A 14,768-nucleotide genomic window follows, 5' to 3' on the forward strand; every position below is an offset into this window, starting at 1 on the left:
CTGGCCACGAATTGCGCTATCTGTCCGGTCCGTTCCTCACCGGACCAGTCGACAGGCAAGAGAATCCCCTCCTGGATCAAGGAATCCACCACGTCGTCCACATCGAGCGGGAACCCCTGCTCAGACGCCGCCAGAAAATATGCCAAGTCGCTCACGCCGCCAGCATACGAACGAGCATCCGACAGCTACGCAATCCCAGGTTGCTCGGACCGCTTTCGCATAACGAAAGCGAGTTCGCCGCCTCCGACCTATGGCCGGCAGTCCGGCATGGCATAGACCTAAGCCCGACAGTCGCCGAGATCAACCAAGCCCTGCAATTGCTTCAGCACCGGACATCCAGGGCGTGATCGAAACCGCGGCAGGACTCTACCGCCCTGCTCCAGACATCGACGACGCGATGGTCCGGCTATACGGCGAAGAGGACGGTATCGACGACTACGACCCGCGCTTCAGGCTGACGTTTGACCGCTACTGACTACGACCTTCACGATCTGTGATCGCCTTCCGGATCAGCATCCGAGCACCGTCTCCGGTAACAGACTGGGCCGACAGAATGTCGAAGGCCCGCCCGTACAAAGCGATCTCACGAGGTTGAGTGATCGTGAGCTCAGCAGTAGCACCCTCGACCTTGACCAGGCGATTGTCAAACAGCACGAAGTTCTCGACCGCAGCACGCGCCTCCGCATCCATTGGAACGATCCCGAGCGTCACTCGGGACATCCCGATGATCGAATACAGGCGGTCAAGCTGCCCGATCATGATGTCGTCGTTCCCAACAGTTGTGTGAAGCGCCTGCTCTGCGACCAGAAAGTGGAACCTGCGGCCCGCCCGATACAGAATCTGTTGACGCTCCATACGCTTCGCCACACCCGCGTCGACATCGTTGGGGAGGTGGTAGAACTCGACCGCGTACGCCAAGATCGACGCCGCGTAGTCAGCGGTCTGAAGCAGTCCCGGAATGACTTGAGGTTGCCAGTTCCGAATCTGCCTGGCTGCCTTCTCGAGCTTGACGGAATGCTGCTGCCTCGAGCTGGTGCCGGTAGCAAGAAGACGCCGCCACTCGAGGTACGCGCCATCCAAATTGCGCAGGCTCGCGCGGAGTTCGGGAAGCTGATCTTCGGCTCCCGCATGAGCACAGTAGGCCCTGAGGTCAGCCTCCGATGGCTTGGTCTTGCCGTACTCGATCTTCGAGACCTTCGACTCATGCCATCCTTCTCGGCGAGCAAGCTCTCGGCCAGTGACACCCGCGGCGCGCCGCATCTCGCGCAGCCTCTGACCGAGCGCTTCTCGTTGCGCCTGAACAGAATCAGCCACTACACCGCAGAATCGATGTAATCAGCGAACGGTACAGCCAGCGGCCACAGGCGACCCTTCGCCGCCTTGCAGACAGCCGCTATCTGACGGTCGGTAGTAACGCCGGCTCCCGCTGGCCGTCCTTCCGCATCGACGAGGTTGAACGCCACCGTCGAGTCATCGAACAGCCACCAGTCATCGGCCGGCACGAGGTCCGCATCGACGAGATGCCGTGGCAGGTAACGGATGTCTTCACCCGACTCGATGTTGTCCCCGGTCTCGGTCAGCAACCATCGCTGGTAATCGCTGTGAGGAACAGTCACTACACGAATCCTCGTAACAGCAACGCCGCGACCGGTAACTTCCCGGATCAGGCCGTCCCATTCTGCCCACGACTCATCGTTCGGTAGCCGCGGCTCACCATTCAGAAATCGACGCAGGGCCTTCATCTCGCCAGGAACCCCGTAGGCGTCTCGGACTTCCATGTGGAACGCGGACTTCGTTGCCTGACGAAAGAGTTCAGGCCAGACGCTACTCTGCCTCAGTTCCACCGTAGTAAGTCCTCCGAAGCTGCGGTACCTCGATCGCGGTCTCGTAGACAGCCAGTGTCAACTTCGCCAGGGTGTCCGGCTCGGTGACTGGGAGACCCGAGAGCCGGAAGGTACCACGACCAGTGTCGATCATGGTTGCACCGATATAGGTATCCGGTTCGGCGTAACCGAGTAGAACGTGTGGGATCTCGATCGTTTCTGGGGTGCCGGTCTTCCATCCCTGGACCAGATACGAGCTCTGGTCTGTGGCATACAGCGTTGGCAGTCGCCGGACTTCGATCCGTTCTTGCCAAGAAAGCGGAGTTCCATGGTCCCTTCCTCCCGTCACGGGTGTGCACTCCCTTGCCCACCCGAGCCCAGTATCGCTTGGACAGCGCACTTTTGGAGGGCGTATTCAGCGGTTTGAGCAAGTATGAGCAAGTTCGTAGCCGGGCGGATTGCCCACTCGTAACTTCGAGGCAGGCGCTCGGGGCCGGTGATCGTCGTCCCCGCCCCGAGTCGCCACCGACGACGACACAGACGACGAACGACGGCGAGGGACGACGATGGCCTTGACCGAACCAGAAGCCAAAACCCTTGGGGCACTGTCGACCCTCGACCGATCGCAGGCCCTGACCATCCAACAGCTGTGCCGCACAACCGAGCTCGCCGAGACATCGCTGCGCCACGCCCTGGGGCGGCTCTCGCGCGCAGGGCTGGCGATGCGCCTTTCCCGCGGGCCCGCGCGGTGGCAGTCGACCGACCGCGGCCGGCGGACAAGCCGCATGCCCGTGTACGCCGAATACGCGAGGACCCCTCGATGACAGGGCCCAACCAGCACCTGCCGATCCCTGCCCGCCGCCCACCGCTGCGCGTAATTCCCGGTGGCTCGGGAGGGATCGAGGTCCGCGTGTACTTCATCTACACGCCGACGTGGGCGCCAGATCCTGTGACGGCGGTTCTCGTTGATCGCCCATTCGAGTTAGGCGGCCTACCGGCGGCAGCATCCCCTTTCTTGCAGGCCATCCGCTTTTTGCAGGGAACACGCCTGGGCCCGATCACCGCCGCCCACATCGACTGGATCGCCCAGCAAAAACCCGCCGGCCCGGACCTTCGCTACAGCCTCCACAACGCGCTCGCCTGTGGCGACTACCAGGTCGAGGTGATCGAGACCTGGGACGAAGTCCTCCACGCGGCAACACATCGCGCGGCGGCCAACGAATGAACACGACCGCCGATCGGATGTCTCACCGAAAGGCCCGTGACAGCCAGTGAAGTGGCGCCATCTCCAGCAACGGGAGCATGCCCTGAGCATCGACGTCCATCACCTGCTTCGCGCGATGCTCGCCAGCCCAGCAACCAGGCCCCGAGCAACCATGGACGAAAGCGCGCGAGTTCGCCAATTCCCGAAGGTTGCAGGCAGGGAACCCGCGTAGGTTTGGCTCCGGAATTTCGGATGGGGTGCAGGTTCGTCAGCTGATTGTAGTCGCCAGCCTGTCTCATGCAGGTGGGGTCTCGTGCTGCCGAAGTCCTAGAACGTCACCGTGAGATCTTGGCGAGCCAACCGGCGCACGCCCCAGAAGTAGGTGAGCAGTGGCATGGTGCACCAGAGCACGTTGATCAGGACGAACTTGATCCACATCTCCGCCGGGCTGGTCATGCTCTCCAAGTTGTTTGCGATCTCCACCCCGAAATAGATGGCGGGCAGCGTGACCTCGACGATCATCCCCGCCATGATCAAGGAGAGTTGAGTGCTGGTGAAGCGCCTGCGGTTCCGGAAGAACTGTACGAGGGCATATGCCTCGAAGATCCCGACGAACAAAGCGACCCATTCGAGAACGACGATGAGCGGATCCCCGTTGAGGTAACGCGCGTCGCCGCCGAGCAGGATGGGCGACCACATGTAGGACCAGAGGGCGCCGTTCTGCACGCCGTCTCGGATCTGGTCGAAGAACAACAGCCACGGCAGTTCCCAGATGAATCGTGGTATCAGGGCGATGAAGACCCAGACGATGACCATCGCGCCCAGCCGCTCCGACTTCGTACGTCGGCGCTGGTCCGGAAGCGGTAGCCACGGCAGCGCAAGCGCCGTCGCGAAACAGCCGACAACAACAAGCACCAATCCGCTGGAGGCCACGGCATGGGAGACGCCGACATGAACTTCGAGGTACCAGAACGGTAAATGTGCAGCGAAGAAGAATGTCAGAACGCCGAAGAGCGCCTTCTGTAGTGAGGAAAATCTGCGCTTCGCCGATCGATCGATTTGGTCGTCTCGGCGGCTGGTTTCGGTCATGGGTCGAACCTCCGTCGAGGGTGGGGATACTGCTGGTCGAGCGGGTTGTGCGCGTGCCCAGGATGTGACCTACGCTCGTAGCATTGCACATGCAATGTTTCTGTGGCAAGGGTGACGGCGGTGTCGATTATGTAGGTGAGCGCGTCTTCCGAGTCGGCGTGAGGAATTCGTTGGAGGTGTCATAGGGTGGTGCGGATGATGAAACACGCTAAACCGGCCAGGCCGCGGCGGTGAGTGCGCGTGAGCGTCCGGCTCCGCGCCGGCCGGTCGCCGGTCGACAGGAGCGGGGGGACCGGACGCGTGAACTTCTGATCGACGAGACGGTCCGGTGTATTCGTGAAGAAGGGTTCTCGGCCGCCAGCGCACGGCACATCGTCGAACGCGCCGGGGTGAGTTGGGGGGTCATTCAGCATCACTTCGGTGACCGCGATGGTCTGTTGGCCGCGGTGATCGAAGATGCCGTCGACCGTTTGGTCACGACGCTCGAGTCGTTGTCCGATCCCACGCTCGACCTCGATACCGAGGGTCTGGTAGAAGCGACATGGGATGCCTTCGCGAACCCGAGGGCGATGGCCGGGTTGGAGATCCTCATCGCGACGAAGGATTTGCGAGTCGGGTTCGACAAGGAGCACATGCAACGTCTCCTCGCTGCTCTCGCGAGTTTGAACCAACGGTTCGTTGCCGGTGGCGACCGTGAACACGTCGTCGCATTGGGCATGTTGCTGTGGACCACCCCGGTAGCAATGATGATTGCCGAGACCTTCGCAACGGTCCCGCTCGCGGCGGAGGACGCGCAGAAAGCGATTGCCGGCCTGATCGATCATCATCGCCGAGTCGAGTGACTGCGCCGGATTCGCGTGGCTCAGCTGGTTAGTGGCGAGGTGGCTGCCCTGCGCGGTGTGGGTGTGTGGCGTTGACGTAGCGCATAGCGGTTGCAGCGGTGATTCTGAAGGTCCGCATGAGGTGGATCGGGTCGGCGGTGGTGGTTGCTTCGGGGGTAGTGGCGCAACCGGCCGGAATCCGGCGCTAACGCAGTGATGCCCTGGGCGGAGACCCAGGGCATCACGAAAATGGCTGTGGCTGTGGCTATTTCTTGCCGGATCCGCCGTCGCTGTTGGCATTGGTCGCGCCTGCGGACTGGGCTCGGCTGGCGAACCCTGTTGTGGCCGTGCGGCTGTCCGGGTTGCGGGCCCCGGCGCTCTGGATCGCGGAGGCCCTGCTGGCGGTCATCTTGCCGCCGCTGGCGTGGCGACCGCCTTTGCCGCTGGACTTCGACATCGCTCGACTGAAGTCGCTCGAGGCCGCGACCGCGGCTGCTAGGGGTGCTTGTGCCATGCCGGCGACCATACAACCGTTTAGTACATATGTGCAATACGTATGTTTATTACAAATGTTCAGATAGGCCACCGACGGGTTCGAGACACTCCGGGTACTGGCGATCGAGCTGCTCGACCTGCACCGAGCTGTCTTCGTGCCACCATCGAGTCAGACCATGCGGGCGCGTTCGCCGGCATCAGATTCTCCGAGCCGCCAATCCTGGCCCGGCTCAATCAATTTGATGTCTCCTGCTAACGGCCCGGTACGTTGTGTTGATGACCGTTGCTATGTATTCGGCCGAACAGGTGGCTGCCATTCTCGGATTGCATGTGCGTACCGTGCGCGGATACGTTCGAGACGGCCGTCTGCCAGCCGTGAGGATGGGCAAGCAGTACCGAATCAGCGAACGGGACTTGCGTGCCTTCACCGGCGTGGTACCCGATGAACCGATCAGTACCCCGCGCGTGCACGTTTCGTCTGTCGTGCACATCGACGACGTCGACCGTCTCGCGATGGACCGGATCACCGCACGCCTCGCAGCGACCGCGATCGGCGACTCGAGCGTTCCAGTGCAGCTCAACGTCCACTGGACCTACGACGAATCTTCTTGCCGCCTTACCATCTTCGTCGTCGGCGACCCAGAATCCGCAGCAGCCGTGATCAGACTGATCGGCACCTCGACGCGCGCGGGTCAGGAAGTGAGCACCGACGTTTGCCGCTCCCGATCTGGCCCGCATGCCGTCGAGCACAGGTGATCGCGAGCACCTTCGGCGCTGGACAGGGCTCGTGAGAATTGCAGTGCGGCAACCGGTTTCCGCGTAGCCAGGCAGGTTTTCCGCACCGGCACATCGCATCCAATTATCGACATCGTGTTCGCCCTCGACGACATCGTAGAAGCCACTGCTATCCACATTGGCAAGATCGTCGCCACCGTCTGACACCGACCAAGCCCCTCCGAGAAAGCGGGGGAACCTCAGGTGGGCTATGTCCGTCTTCGGCATGCCCTGCCCAGCCCAGGATGGACGCGACGGCCGACTACCTATGTGATCGTGGAGTACAGCGATGCCCACGACATCGGCCGTGCGTGCTTGACCTTGTCACTGTGTAAAGGCATTGAATGGCTGTCGGAGGTGGTCCCTATCAACTCGACACACAGGAACCCATACACCTTGCGACTGTTCGAGGCATTGGCCGCTGCGAACTCATCGACCCGGCTCGAGGCGGCTCTGGCAGCCGGCACGCATCCCGAGCCCTTCTTCGTCGATGCACTCGTAGAGCGGTGCGCGATCGAGCCGGACTTCTTCGTGCGCGACATGCTCACCTGGGCGCTGACCCGCCTCCCGCGCGAGATCACAGTTCCTGCACTACGGGCGGAGCTCAATTCCGAACACGCGCAAGCCCGCAGCCAAGCGTTGCACACGCTGTCCAAGATCGGGGACCCGAATACCTGGTCAGCGATTACGCATTCGATGCTGCACGATGCCGACGACGAGGTCGCGCGGAGTGCATGGCGCGCTGCGGTCGTTCTCGTGCCCGACGAGGAGGAGGTGAAGGAGGGGCTGGCCACGGAACTGGCCACGCAATTCGGCCGAGGTGACCGCGAGGTACGGCTGAGTCTGAGCCGTGCTCTCGTTGCACTCGGCGAGGTGGTCGAGCCGGTCCTGCAGACGGCGATGGCAAGTCACGACCCGACGGTACGGGCGCACGCGATCGCCACGCAGCGGCTCCTGAGTGACCCGGATGCCGGATTCGACCTCGCTGTCGGTGAGGCGAGACGGGTCGTCGCAATCGGTCCGGATCGGGAGGAGACAACGGCGTGCTGATCGGCGACGTGGCGCGCTTCTCGGGAGTGAGCGCCCGGATGCTCAGGCACTACGACTCCCTCGGGCTGGTACGACCGACAGGCCGCACCGTGAGTGGCTACAGGGAATACTCACCCGACGATATCCGGCGGATCTTCCATGTGGAGGGGTTGCGGTCGCTGGGACTGTCCCTGCGCCAAATCGGACAGGCTCTCGACGATCCTGGATTCAGCCCGTCCATACTGGTTGGTGACCTCATTCGAAGGACCGAAGCACGACTGAACCGGGAGCAAGAACTCCTCGAGCGGCTCCGTACCGTAGATGCCGCCGATCCAGGCGGCTGGCAAGACGTCCTACGCATAGTCGGGCTCTTGCACGGACTCCGTTCGCACAGTGCCGCCCGGCGACAGCAGGCCGTCCTCGCCCCCGCCGAGGACGTGCCGGTGCCTGCCGAACTGCTGGCCGAGGCGATCCTGACCGAATCCGATCCGAACGTTGCCGGGGCCCTGCGGTGGGCACTCGCCCGGGCCAACGGCGACGGCGTGGCGAGCGTGGCGTTCGGCCTGGGCTCGGAAGACGTCGAAGTCCGGCGGCGCGCGGTCCTGGCGCTCGCCGAGCTACCGGCTGACGAAGCGACCACGATACTTGCGGACGCGCTCGGGGACGCCGACGCCACGGTCCGCAGACATGCTGCTCTCTCACTCGGTGCGCGGGGCGTTGCCCGGGCTGTGCCGGCACTGGTCGATACGGTGGTCAAGGGGCCGAACGATGTCGAGGCGGCCGAGCTCTTGGGAGCATTGGCACAGGACGCGAAGTGGGCGGACCTGATCATGAGTGCGCTGGCAGACGAACTCACCGCGCACACAGCGGACTCGGCGGTACGGGTGCGACTGACCCAGGCACTCGCCGAGATGCCGGGGACCATCGCGCTGGACATCTTGCGACAACTGGCCCACGACGAAGACCGCGTCGTGGGCCTCGTCGCCTCGGCCCTCATCAGAAGGCTCGAAGAAGAGCCGGATCAGGAAGACTGAGACACGCCGATCGGGGTAATGAACATCGCGTCGGGCTAACAGCATCTCCATTTCCGGTACGAGCTTGCCGATACGGATCCGACAATGGGGCACTCGCACACGCCCACGGCCAACTCCGCACCGCCCCTCCTCAGCACCGAGGACACATAGTCGAAGACACCCGTCCACGCCACGAAAGCACAGATCAACACGGATGTTCGGCCACCGGCGCCGAGATAACGGCGGCGATCGTCGACCGACTGACCTTCGGCGGACCATCATCGAAACCGGATGGTCACCGGCGCAGCCACCTTGGACTGGCGACGTGTTCCGGCTGACCTTGTTGGTGCCGTTGGCCTGCTGGCTGCTCGAGGCCCGAGCGCCCCGCACCCGGTAGCGCGTGGGTGCGGTGTTGGCGGTGCTGACCGTGGCCGAGCTCGCTCAGACGAAGAGTTGTCTTGGAGTGACAAACCTGTTCTCCGCTGTCCTACATCACGACATACCAAGCCCCACACCATCATTCGATTGACACGCGAACCGAACCGCTAACCGAGCGGCCTTGGTACTAGCTTGACTCTGTCGGTGATCTTGGAATTCGGCATGTCGCGGCTGGCGGGCTGCCACACTGCGAGGCGCGAAAAGCACTGCGCCCTCGAAGCAACTGGTGAATGTCACTCGGACCAGGACCGGCCATGACGGTCCCGCCGCTGACGGCGCGGGTGGCCCGCGCCAGCAATCCTCACGGAACTGCGGCGATGTGGATACGCGACCGGCTCGAAAGCCTGTGGAGCAACGAGGATTTCGCCGACTGGTATCCGCGCGACGGCCGACCCGGCCTGTCCCCGGCTCAGCTGGCCACCGTGTGCGTCCTGCAGTATGTGCTGGACCTGTCCGACCGGCAGGCGGCCGAGGCCGTGCGTTGTCGCATCGACTTCAAGTACGCGCTCGGTCTGGAGCTGGACGACCCCGGGTTCCATCACAGTGTGCTCAGCGATTTCCGCCATCGGCTCGCCGAAGGTGACCGCGCCGACCGGCTGCTCGATCTCGCTCTGGCCCGACTCACCAAGGCCGGGCTGGTGCGCGAACGCACCACCGCGCGCACCGACTCCACCCACGTCCTGGCCGCGGTGCGCGACCTGACCCGGCTCGAACTGGTCACCGAGGCCGTCCGCGCCGTGCTCGAAGAGATTGCCCGGACTGCTCCGTATCTGCTTTCCGGTCTGGTCGACGGAGATTGGGGACGTCGATATGGCCGTCCAGTTCGCCTGGGCAAGAACCCGCTCGGCCCAAGACCAAGATCCTCACCGCTGGCGAGGACGCCGGCCAACTGCTCGAGCACCTGCGAGAACACGGACCCGACTACCTGTCCGGTCCCCAGGTCCAGGCCCTGCGACAGATCGTTCTGCAGAACTACTACCGCGACGAGAAGGGTCGCCTGCGCTGGCGGACCGACGACGACGGCGGTCTGCCGCCCTCGTCGGTGGCGATCGTCTCTCCCTACGACACCCAGGCCCGCTACGCGCGCCGAGGCCAGGTCACCAGGTGGAAGGGGTTCTTGGTCCATCTGACCGAAACCTGCGCGGCCGAAGGCGCCAACGTGATCACCGACGTGGTCACCACACCGGCCACCACCAACGACGCCCAGGCCCTGCCCGGAATCCACACCCGCCTGCGGCGCCGCGGACTGCTTCCGGCCGAGGACCTGGTCGACGGCGGCTACACCTCCCTGGTCCACGTGGCGCACGCGGCCCGCGAACACCAGGTCACCGTCACGGGCCCACTGCCGGGCAACCCCACCCGCCAGCACCGCGAGAACGACGGCTTTAGCCGAGACGACTTCCACATCGACTTCGACCGCCGACAGGTCACTTGTCCTCGAGGCCAGGTCAGCAAGGGCTGGCACGGTCCCTACCCGACGTCGTCTCCGACCGCCGACCCACTGATCGTGGCCCGGTTCACGAAAGCCCAGTGCCAGCCATGTCCGGTCCGCAGCCAGTGCACCAGCTCCCGCGACAGCGCACGCAACGTGGGATTTCCGCCGCGAGAACTACTCGACCTGCAAGTTCGAGCCCGCGACGAGCAGCAGAACCCGGCCTGGAGGCAGCGGTATGCCGTACGTTCCGGCATCGAGGGCACCGTCTGCGAACTCGCGAACGGGCACGGCATGCGGCAATGCCGCTACCGCGGCCAGACCAAGACCCACATCCAGCACGTACTCACCGCCATCGCCGTGAACATCGAACGACTCAGCGCAGCACCTCTAGCAAGCCGTCTCCGCCACGACCATCAACGGCCTTCCAAAACTACTTGGACCACGAGGGAATTCCCCGATCACGGTCCTGGCGGGCCCTCCACAGCTGATCTTGACATTCCCAAGATCACCGACAGAGTCAAGCTAGGTCTTCGGGAGATGGTTCGGCGACGAAGAAGAACCCGAATACCGGGGAACTCGTGACCAGCGTAGCGGTGGCGGGCGCGCGGACCTGACCGACGCCGATGGGCGAGGCCGGGACTGTTGCTACTTGAGACGCTCCCTGACACATCAGTAACCCCAGCTATCGGGTCTACAGGCACGCGCCCCGAAACTGTGATACTGACTCCCGTCCAGATCGAAACAGATGGAGTCCCAAATGAATTCGAAGAAGTTCCTCGGTGCCTTGGCCGTCACGGCCGGCCTCTGTACCCCCGCTGCCCTCCTCGCCGCCCCCGCCCAAGCCGAGCCGCTGCCCGTCACCGCCGCACAGCCCGTCGACACCACCGGCTCTTCGAACGGCTCGTATTCTGCCGCGAACCACCTGGTCTGCCTCCTCTTTCACACCAGCCTCAACGGCTCCGTAGGGATCGCGTCCTGCTGACCCGCTAGCTCGAGCTTCAATTGGGGTTGTGCTGTGCGCTGGCCGCGTACTCCTGGTTGATCATGGCCGAAGCCCTTGGTGGACGATTTATCTTGCGAGAGAACAAATCTAAGGAACCAAGGGCTACGGTGAATAGTGACCGGCGCGCTCCAACGCCGCGCGGATCGGTTCGGGCAGTGCAGACACGTCGGTGGGGTCCAGGCGGGTCCCGCGATCGCTGTCGCGGGCCGGGATGCGCTGTTCGGCGCGGTCACGTGGCCGGTCCGGTCAGCGCACCTCGGCGGACCGGTGTCGGGTCTCGTGGCCTCGATGCGCAGGCGGCGGCGATCGTGGTGACAGTGATCGAGTCGGTGTCCTGGTCGCAGACCTCGAAGTGCCAGTCCACGCACCGCGGTCCGGTGACCACCCGCAGGGGCATGTGACGCTGGCGAGCGTCGGCGACGGCGTCGAGGACGGCCCGCAGTCCCGAAACGCTGAAGAAGGTGAGCCTGCTCAGGTCCACCCCTACCAGCCCGGCGCCGGTGGCGAGGGCTTCGGTGAGGTGTTCGCGGAATGTGGCGACGGTGCAGCAGTCGATCTCGCCACTGGCGGTCACGACTATCGTCGACCGCGACGGTCTGCTGAGGGCGACGCTCAGTTGTGTGCGTATGGCCGGGTCGCCGCGGTCGGGTCTGCGGTGATGGAGGAACTCGACATCAGGATCAGATCCTTGTCCAGCTGGGTGGAAAGACGCGGAAAACTGTTCTGCCACACCGGTTGTCGCCTATATGGTGGTGGCCCCGGGCCCCTGCGATGGACGCGCCCTACGGGTAATCGAGAGGTGGCGGGAAGAGGCGCCATGGCAGTCCGGCAACCGGTGGTCAGCCGGGGTCGGCTGGTCCGCGTAGTGCACGGTATCTAGCCGAGCGTTTCGGAACCGACCGCATCGATCAACGCGTCCGCTGCGGCTCAGCGATCCAGTGGCCGGGCATATTGGTCGTGGGCGCGGTGCCCGGGATGTACTCGGGGCCGGTTGCCCATGCTGGTGCCTTTGCGCGAAGCGCCGAGCACCACCACCCGCGCGGCTTCCGGCCCTGGGACAGCGCCTGTACGGCCGTGTGGCTGCACGGCGGGACCGTGCACAGCGACAGGGTCGGCAGCCGCCGACCCCTTGGAATCAACCATCTAGGCCCCCCAGCGGCGCCGCTGGCACCCCCGCAATGGCGTGGACGTGGCAGAAAGCGCTTGTCGTGCTGGGGTTGTCGGTCGCGAACTTCGTGTTCGTGGGCTGGGGAACATGTCAACGGCCGCATCCGATCACGGTGGTCAAGTGCTGTCGGGTTGCCGACGAAAATTCATCCGTAACAAGCGGACCCACGCGATCGACATGTCCGGCAGAAGCATTTGCTACCAGATGGAAATGCTCACAACTGAAGGAGACGCGTCGTGGGTTCCGCCGACTTGATGAACTGGCTGTCCGAGGGCTACCTCAGTGGCGACCCGATCCGCTACCCCCTGTATGTGGCCATGATGTTCCTCAGTATGCCGTTCCAACTGCTGACCGGACATGGGTTCTGACCCGACCTCGTCGAGCACACGAGCCGCAAGGTTCGTCCATCCGTTGTCAAAAAGCCTGACAGGTAAAGGAATCCGACAAATGAAGCTCGGCGCATCCAGGCACTTGATCACCGCCGTGATCTGCGGCGCGGCACTGTTGCTCAGCGCGTGCACCGAGGATGTCACACCCGCAAAGGGGACGACAGGCTCGGCCGTTTCGACGAGCGCGGCGGCGAGCGCGCCCACCACGGCAAAGGCCGACAGTGGATCCGCCCCGGAGACCACGCGCACCGACTCCGGTGTCGACACACCCACCACCACGGCCGCGCCGGTCTCGGACGGTCCCTGGGATCCCTGCGAAATTCCCTCTGCCGACCTCGCCGCCGCGGGGTTGGACCCGGGCACGAGGGAGCGGAAAGACCTCCAACACCCCGACGTACGGGGATGTCAGTGGCTGGCCTCCGATGGGAAGTACGAGCTGATCATCGAATCCCTCACCTCGACAGTCGATCAGTTGCTCAAGCCCGGTGCTTACCGGGATCTCAGGCGAACCGAGTACTACGGCCGTCAAGTGGTCGTCTTCAACTCGGTCCAGGACAGCAATCACATCGGTTGCCTGTTGGGCGTCCAGACCTCGACAGGATCGGTCTTGTTCACGACGCGCAAGCATAACGGCCAGTCGCCGACGCTCGAGCCCTGCGCTGCCGTGCAGGAGTTTTCGGCCAAGTTGGGCAATAAGAATCTGCCTGCATAACAGGCGGATCCATGCTCGCCAGATTTGAGGTTCCGGTAGTTATCTGAATCGCCCTGGGTTTCGTGCCCACTCTTTTTCTTGGGAGGATGGGCAGGAGATGCCAGCGAAGTACGACGAAGCGACCAAGGCCAGGGCTGTCCGGCTCGTCGTTGATCACCGTGACGACTACGACAGCGAATGGGCCGCGATCAAGGCGGTGTCGGCTCGGCTGGGTATGACGGCGGAGACGCTGCGGAAATGGATCCAGCAGGCCGCGGTCGATCGGGGCGAGGCCGAGGGGACCTCGACGGAGTCGGCCAGGATCATCCGGGAGCAGAAACGGAAGATCGCCGAGTTGGAGCAGACGATCGAAATCCTTTCTGCGGCAACGTCTTTTTCTCGCGGGACAAGCACCCGCGACACCATTAGTGTGTGAGTTCATCGCCGAACACAGGGCCCGGTTCCCGATCGCGGCGATGTGCCGGGCGCTGACCGCGCGCGGGGTGAAGATCTCGGCGAGGACGTTCCATGCCTGGGTGAAACGTGCGCCGTCGAAACGGGCGTTGTGGGATACCGCCCTCACCGAGATCCTCGCCGGCTATTACGAGCCCGACGAGAACGGCAAACGTCGGCCGGAATGCCTGTACGGGGCGGAAAAGATGTGGGCGCACCTGCGGCGCGAAGGCATCCAGGTGGCCCGGTGCACGGTGGAACGGTTGATGCGGGCCAACCGGTGGCGAGGTGTGGTGCGGTGCAAGAAGATTCGCACGATTGAGGCCGATCCGGCTGCGGCGCGGGCGGCGGATCTGGTGGATCGGCAGTTCCGGGTGCCGGCACCGAACTGCTGGTCGTGGCCGATTTCACCTAATGGGGAAGTCGGACCCAGTTCCGACCGCCGGAAGCGGATCGGCGGGTGGTCACTGAGATTTCACCGATCCGAGCACGGTCACGGTAGCTCACGGGCAGTCTGGTTCGGGCCGGGCTGCCGATGGGTGATCACTGCATGTGATGACGGTGATCGTGCTCGAAGATCTCTACGTAGACGGTGACCCCGCCGGTCCGCCGCGAGGGCCGGTGATCGGCTTGTGAGATGCCGCGCCGTGAGCGCTTCCATTAGGTTGCCGCACCGCCTCGAGCTCGGTGAACGACAGGATTCACCGGCAGAACGGAGCGAGTACATGCAGCTGACCTGCGGTATCGACTGGTCGGAAATCCGCCACGACGTCGCATTGGTCGACGAGACCGCAAAAGTGTTGGCGCGCAGGAAAATCGACACCGGGGTGGTCGGCTTCGGTGAGTTGTTGACGCTGATCGCCGAACACGGTGGCAGCCCCGAACAGACGCCGATCGCGGGTGCCGGGCGGCCAATCGAACCGAGCCACACCAACGGCAGACT

15 protein-coding genes and 3 pseudogenes are annotated in these 14,768 nt (G+C 63.9%); 13 read left to right on the forward strand and 5 right to left on the reverse strand.

The annotated features are described in order from the left end of the window. Positions 1 to 343 precede the first annotated feature (343 nt). Entirely contained in the window at positions 344 to 475 is a 132-nt protein-coding gene (locus ON33_RS44125) for a hypothetical protein (protein ID WP_281033252.1), read from the forward strand. On the opposite strand, the gene ON33_RS31075 is transcribed toward ON33_RS44125, so the two are convergent. Beyond that, complete coding sequence (locus tag ON33_RS31075; protein WP_040862712.1) at positions 469 to 1,314, reverse strand: helix-turn-helix domain-containing protein; 846 nt, start codon at positions 1,312 to 1,314, stop codon at positions 469 to 471. The two genes, ON33_RS44125 and ON33_RS31075, sit on opposite strands and share 7 nt — an antisense overlap. Beyond that, positions 1,314 to 1,844 carry a DUF6879 family protein gene (locus ON33_RS31080; protein WP_040862713.1) on the reverse strand — a complete coding sequence of 177 codons (531 nt, stop codon included), beginning with the start codon at positions 1,842 to 1,844 and terminating at the stop codon, positions 1,314 to 1,316. The genes ON33_RS31075 and ON33_RS31080 overlap by 1 nt, the downstream gene beginning before the upstream one ends. 889 nt (positions 1,845 to 2,733) lie before the next feature. Between ON33_RS31080 and ON33_RS31095 the strand changes: the two genes are divergently transcribed. Further along, positions 2,734 to 3,048, forward strand: a complete 315-nt coding sequence (locus tag ON33_RS31095) for a hypothetical protein (RefSeq protein ID WP_157184800.1) — start codon at positions 2,734 to 2,736, stop codon at positions 3,046 to 3,048. A 306-nt stretch (positions 3,049 to 3,354) separates the two neighbouring features. On the opposite strand, the gene ON33_RS31100 is transcribed toward ON33_RS31095, so the two are convergent. Next, positions 3,355 to 4,116: a membrane protein gene (locus ON33_RS31100; protein ID WP_040862716.1), complete on the reverse strand. Its 762-nt coding sequence runs from the start codon at positions 4,114 to 4,116 to the stop codon at positions 3,355 to 3,357. Between the two features lie 230 nt (positions 4,117 to 4,346). On the opposite strand from ON33_RS31100, the gene ON33_RS39145 reads away from it, so the two are divergent. Continuing rightward, the gene (locus ON33_RS39145; RefSeq protein WP_040862717.1) at positions 4,347 to 4,958 is read left to right on the forward strand and encodes a TetR/AcrR family transcriptional regulator; all 612 of its coding nucleotides are present in this window, start codon (positions 4,347 to 4,349) and stop codon (positions 4,956 to 4,958) included. A 244-nt stretch (positions 4,959 to 5,202) separates the two neighbouring features. Here the strand turns inward: ON33_RS39145 and ON33_RS31110 are convergent, their stop codons facing one another. Next, complete coding sequence (locus tag ON33_RS31110; RefSeq protein ID WP_063711104.1) at positions 5,203 to 5,451, reverse strand: hypothetical protein; 249 nt, start codon at positions 5,449 to 5,451, stop codon at positions 5,203 to 5,205. 257 nt (positions 5,452 to 5,708) lie between these two features. Here ON33_RS31110 and ON33_RS31115 point away from each other — a divergent pair, with 257 nt between their 5' ends. From ON33_RS31115 to ON33_RS31135, 6 genes and pseudogenes are all read left to right on the forward strand, one after another. Further along, entirely contained in the window at positions 5,709 to 6,188 is a 480-nt protein-coding gene (locus ON33_RS31115; protein WP_083869429.1) for a helix-turn-helix domain-containing protein, read from the forward strand. Between the two features lie 375 nt (positions 6,189 to 6,563). Continuing rightward, positions 6,564 to 7,256 (forward strand): HEAT repeat domain-containing protein, encoded by a 693-nt coding sequence (locus ON33_RS31120; protein ID WP_085996868.1) that lies wholly within the window; start codon positions 6,564 to 6,566, stop codon positions 7,254 to 7,256. After that, positions 7,250 to 8,269, forward strand: a complete 1,020-nt coding sequence (locus ON33_RS31125) for a HEAT repeat domain-containing protein (RefSeq protein ID WP_040862718.1) — start codon at positions 7,250 to 7,252, stop codon at positions 8,267 to 8,269. Before ON33_RS31120 ends, ON33_RS31125 begins: the two co-directional genes overlap by 7 nt. A gap of 734 nt (positions 8,270 to 9,003) precedes the next feature. Further along, positions 9,004 to 9,195 (forward strand): annotated as a pseudogene (locus tag ON33_RS44540) (transposase); the annotation flags it as partial. A gap of 287 nt (positions 9,196 to 9,482) precedes the next feature. Next, on the forward strand, positions 9,483 to 10,703 hold the full coding sequence (locus ON33_RS42915) for a transposase (protein WP_245550877.1): 1,221 nt from the start codon (positions 9,483 to 9,485) through the stop codon (positions 10,701 to 10,703). 175 nt (positions 10,704 to 10,878) lie between these two features. Further along, the gene (locus ON33_RS31135) at positions 10,879 to 11,103 is read left to right on the forward strand and encodes a hypothetical protein (protein ID WP_157184801.1); all 225 of its coding nucleotides are present in this window, start codon (positions 10,879 to 10,881) and stop codon (positions 11,101 to 11,103) included. Between the two features lie 250 nt (positions 11,104 to 11,353). Here the strand turns inward: ON33_RS31135 and ON33_RS38720 are convergent, their stop codons facing one another. Next, the gene (locus ON33_RS38720; RefSeq protein WP_083869425.1) at positions 11,354 to 11,854 is read right to left on the reverse strand and encodes an STAS domain-containing protein; all 501 of its coding nucleotides are present in this window, start codon (positions 11,852 to 11,854) and stop codon (positions 11,354 to 11,356) included. A gap of 674 nt (positions 11,855 to 12,528) precedes the next feature. Between ON33_RS38720 and ON33_RS44130 the strand changes: the two genes are divergently transcribed. The 4 genes and pseudogenes from ON33_RS44130 to ON33_RS31155 all read left to right on the forward strand — a co-directional run. Beyond that, on the forward strand, positions 12,529 to 12,660 hold the full coding sequence (locus ON33_RS44130) for a hypothetical protein (protein WP_281033253.1): 132 nt from the start codon (positions 12,529 to 12,531) through the stop codon (positions 12,658 to 12,660). A 79-nt stretch (positions 12,661 to 12,739) separates the two neighbouring features. Further along, a complete protein-coding gene (locus ON33_RS31145) occupies positions 12,740 to 13,393 on the forward strand; it encodes a DUF3558 family protein (protein ID WP_040862720.1) in 654 nt (217 codons plus the stop codon). A 97-nt stretch (positions 13,394 to 13,490) separates the two neighbouring features. Beyond that, positions 13,491 to 14,237 (forward strand): annotated as a pseudogene (locus ON33_RS43660) (IS3 family transposase); the annotation flags it as partial. Positions 14,238 to 14,550: 313 nt separating this feature from the next. Then, positions 14,551 to 14,768: pseudogene (locus ON33_RS31155) on the forward strand (hypothetical protein); the annotation flags it as partial.

The sequence above is a fragment of the Nocardia niigatensis NBRC 100131 genome (assembly GCF_000308655.1).
Classification (GTDB): domain Bacteria; phylum Actinomycetota; class Actinomycetes; order Mycobacteriales; family Mycobacteriaceae; genus Nocardia; species Nocardia niigatensis.

Excerpts from the sequence above, each read along its gene's own strand:
- ON33_RS31145 (WP_040862720.1), top strand. The coding sequence starts at position 12,740 with ATGAAGCTCGGCGCATCCAGGCACTTGATCACCGCCGTGATCTGCGGC.
- ON33_RS31110 (WP_063711104.1), bottom strand. The coding sequence starts at position 5,451 with ATGGCACAAGCACCCCTAGCAGCCGCGGTCGCGGCCTCGAGCGACTTC.
- ON33_RS31115 (WP_083869429.1), top strand. The coding sequence starts at position 5,709 with ATGACCGTTGCTATGTATTCGGCCGAACAGGTGGCTGCCATTCTCGGA.
- ON33_RS31100 (WP_040862716.1), bottom strand. The coding sequence starts at position 4,116 with ATGACCGAAACCAGCCGCCGAGACGACCAAATCGATCGATCGGCGAAG.
- ON33_RS31135 (WP_157184801.1), top strand. The coding sequence starts at position 10,879 with ATGAATTCGAAGAAGTTCCTCGGTGCCTTGGCCGTCACGGCCGGCCTC.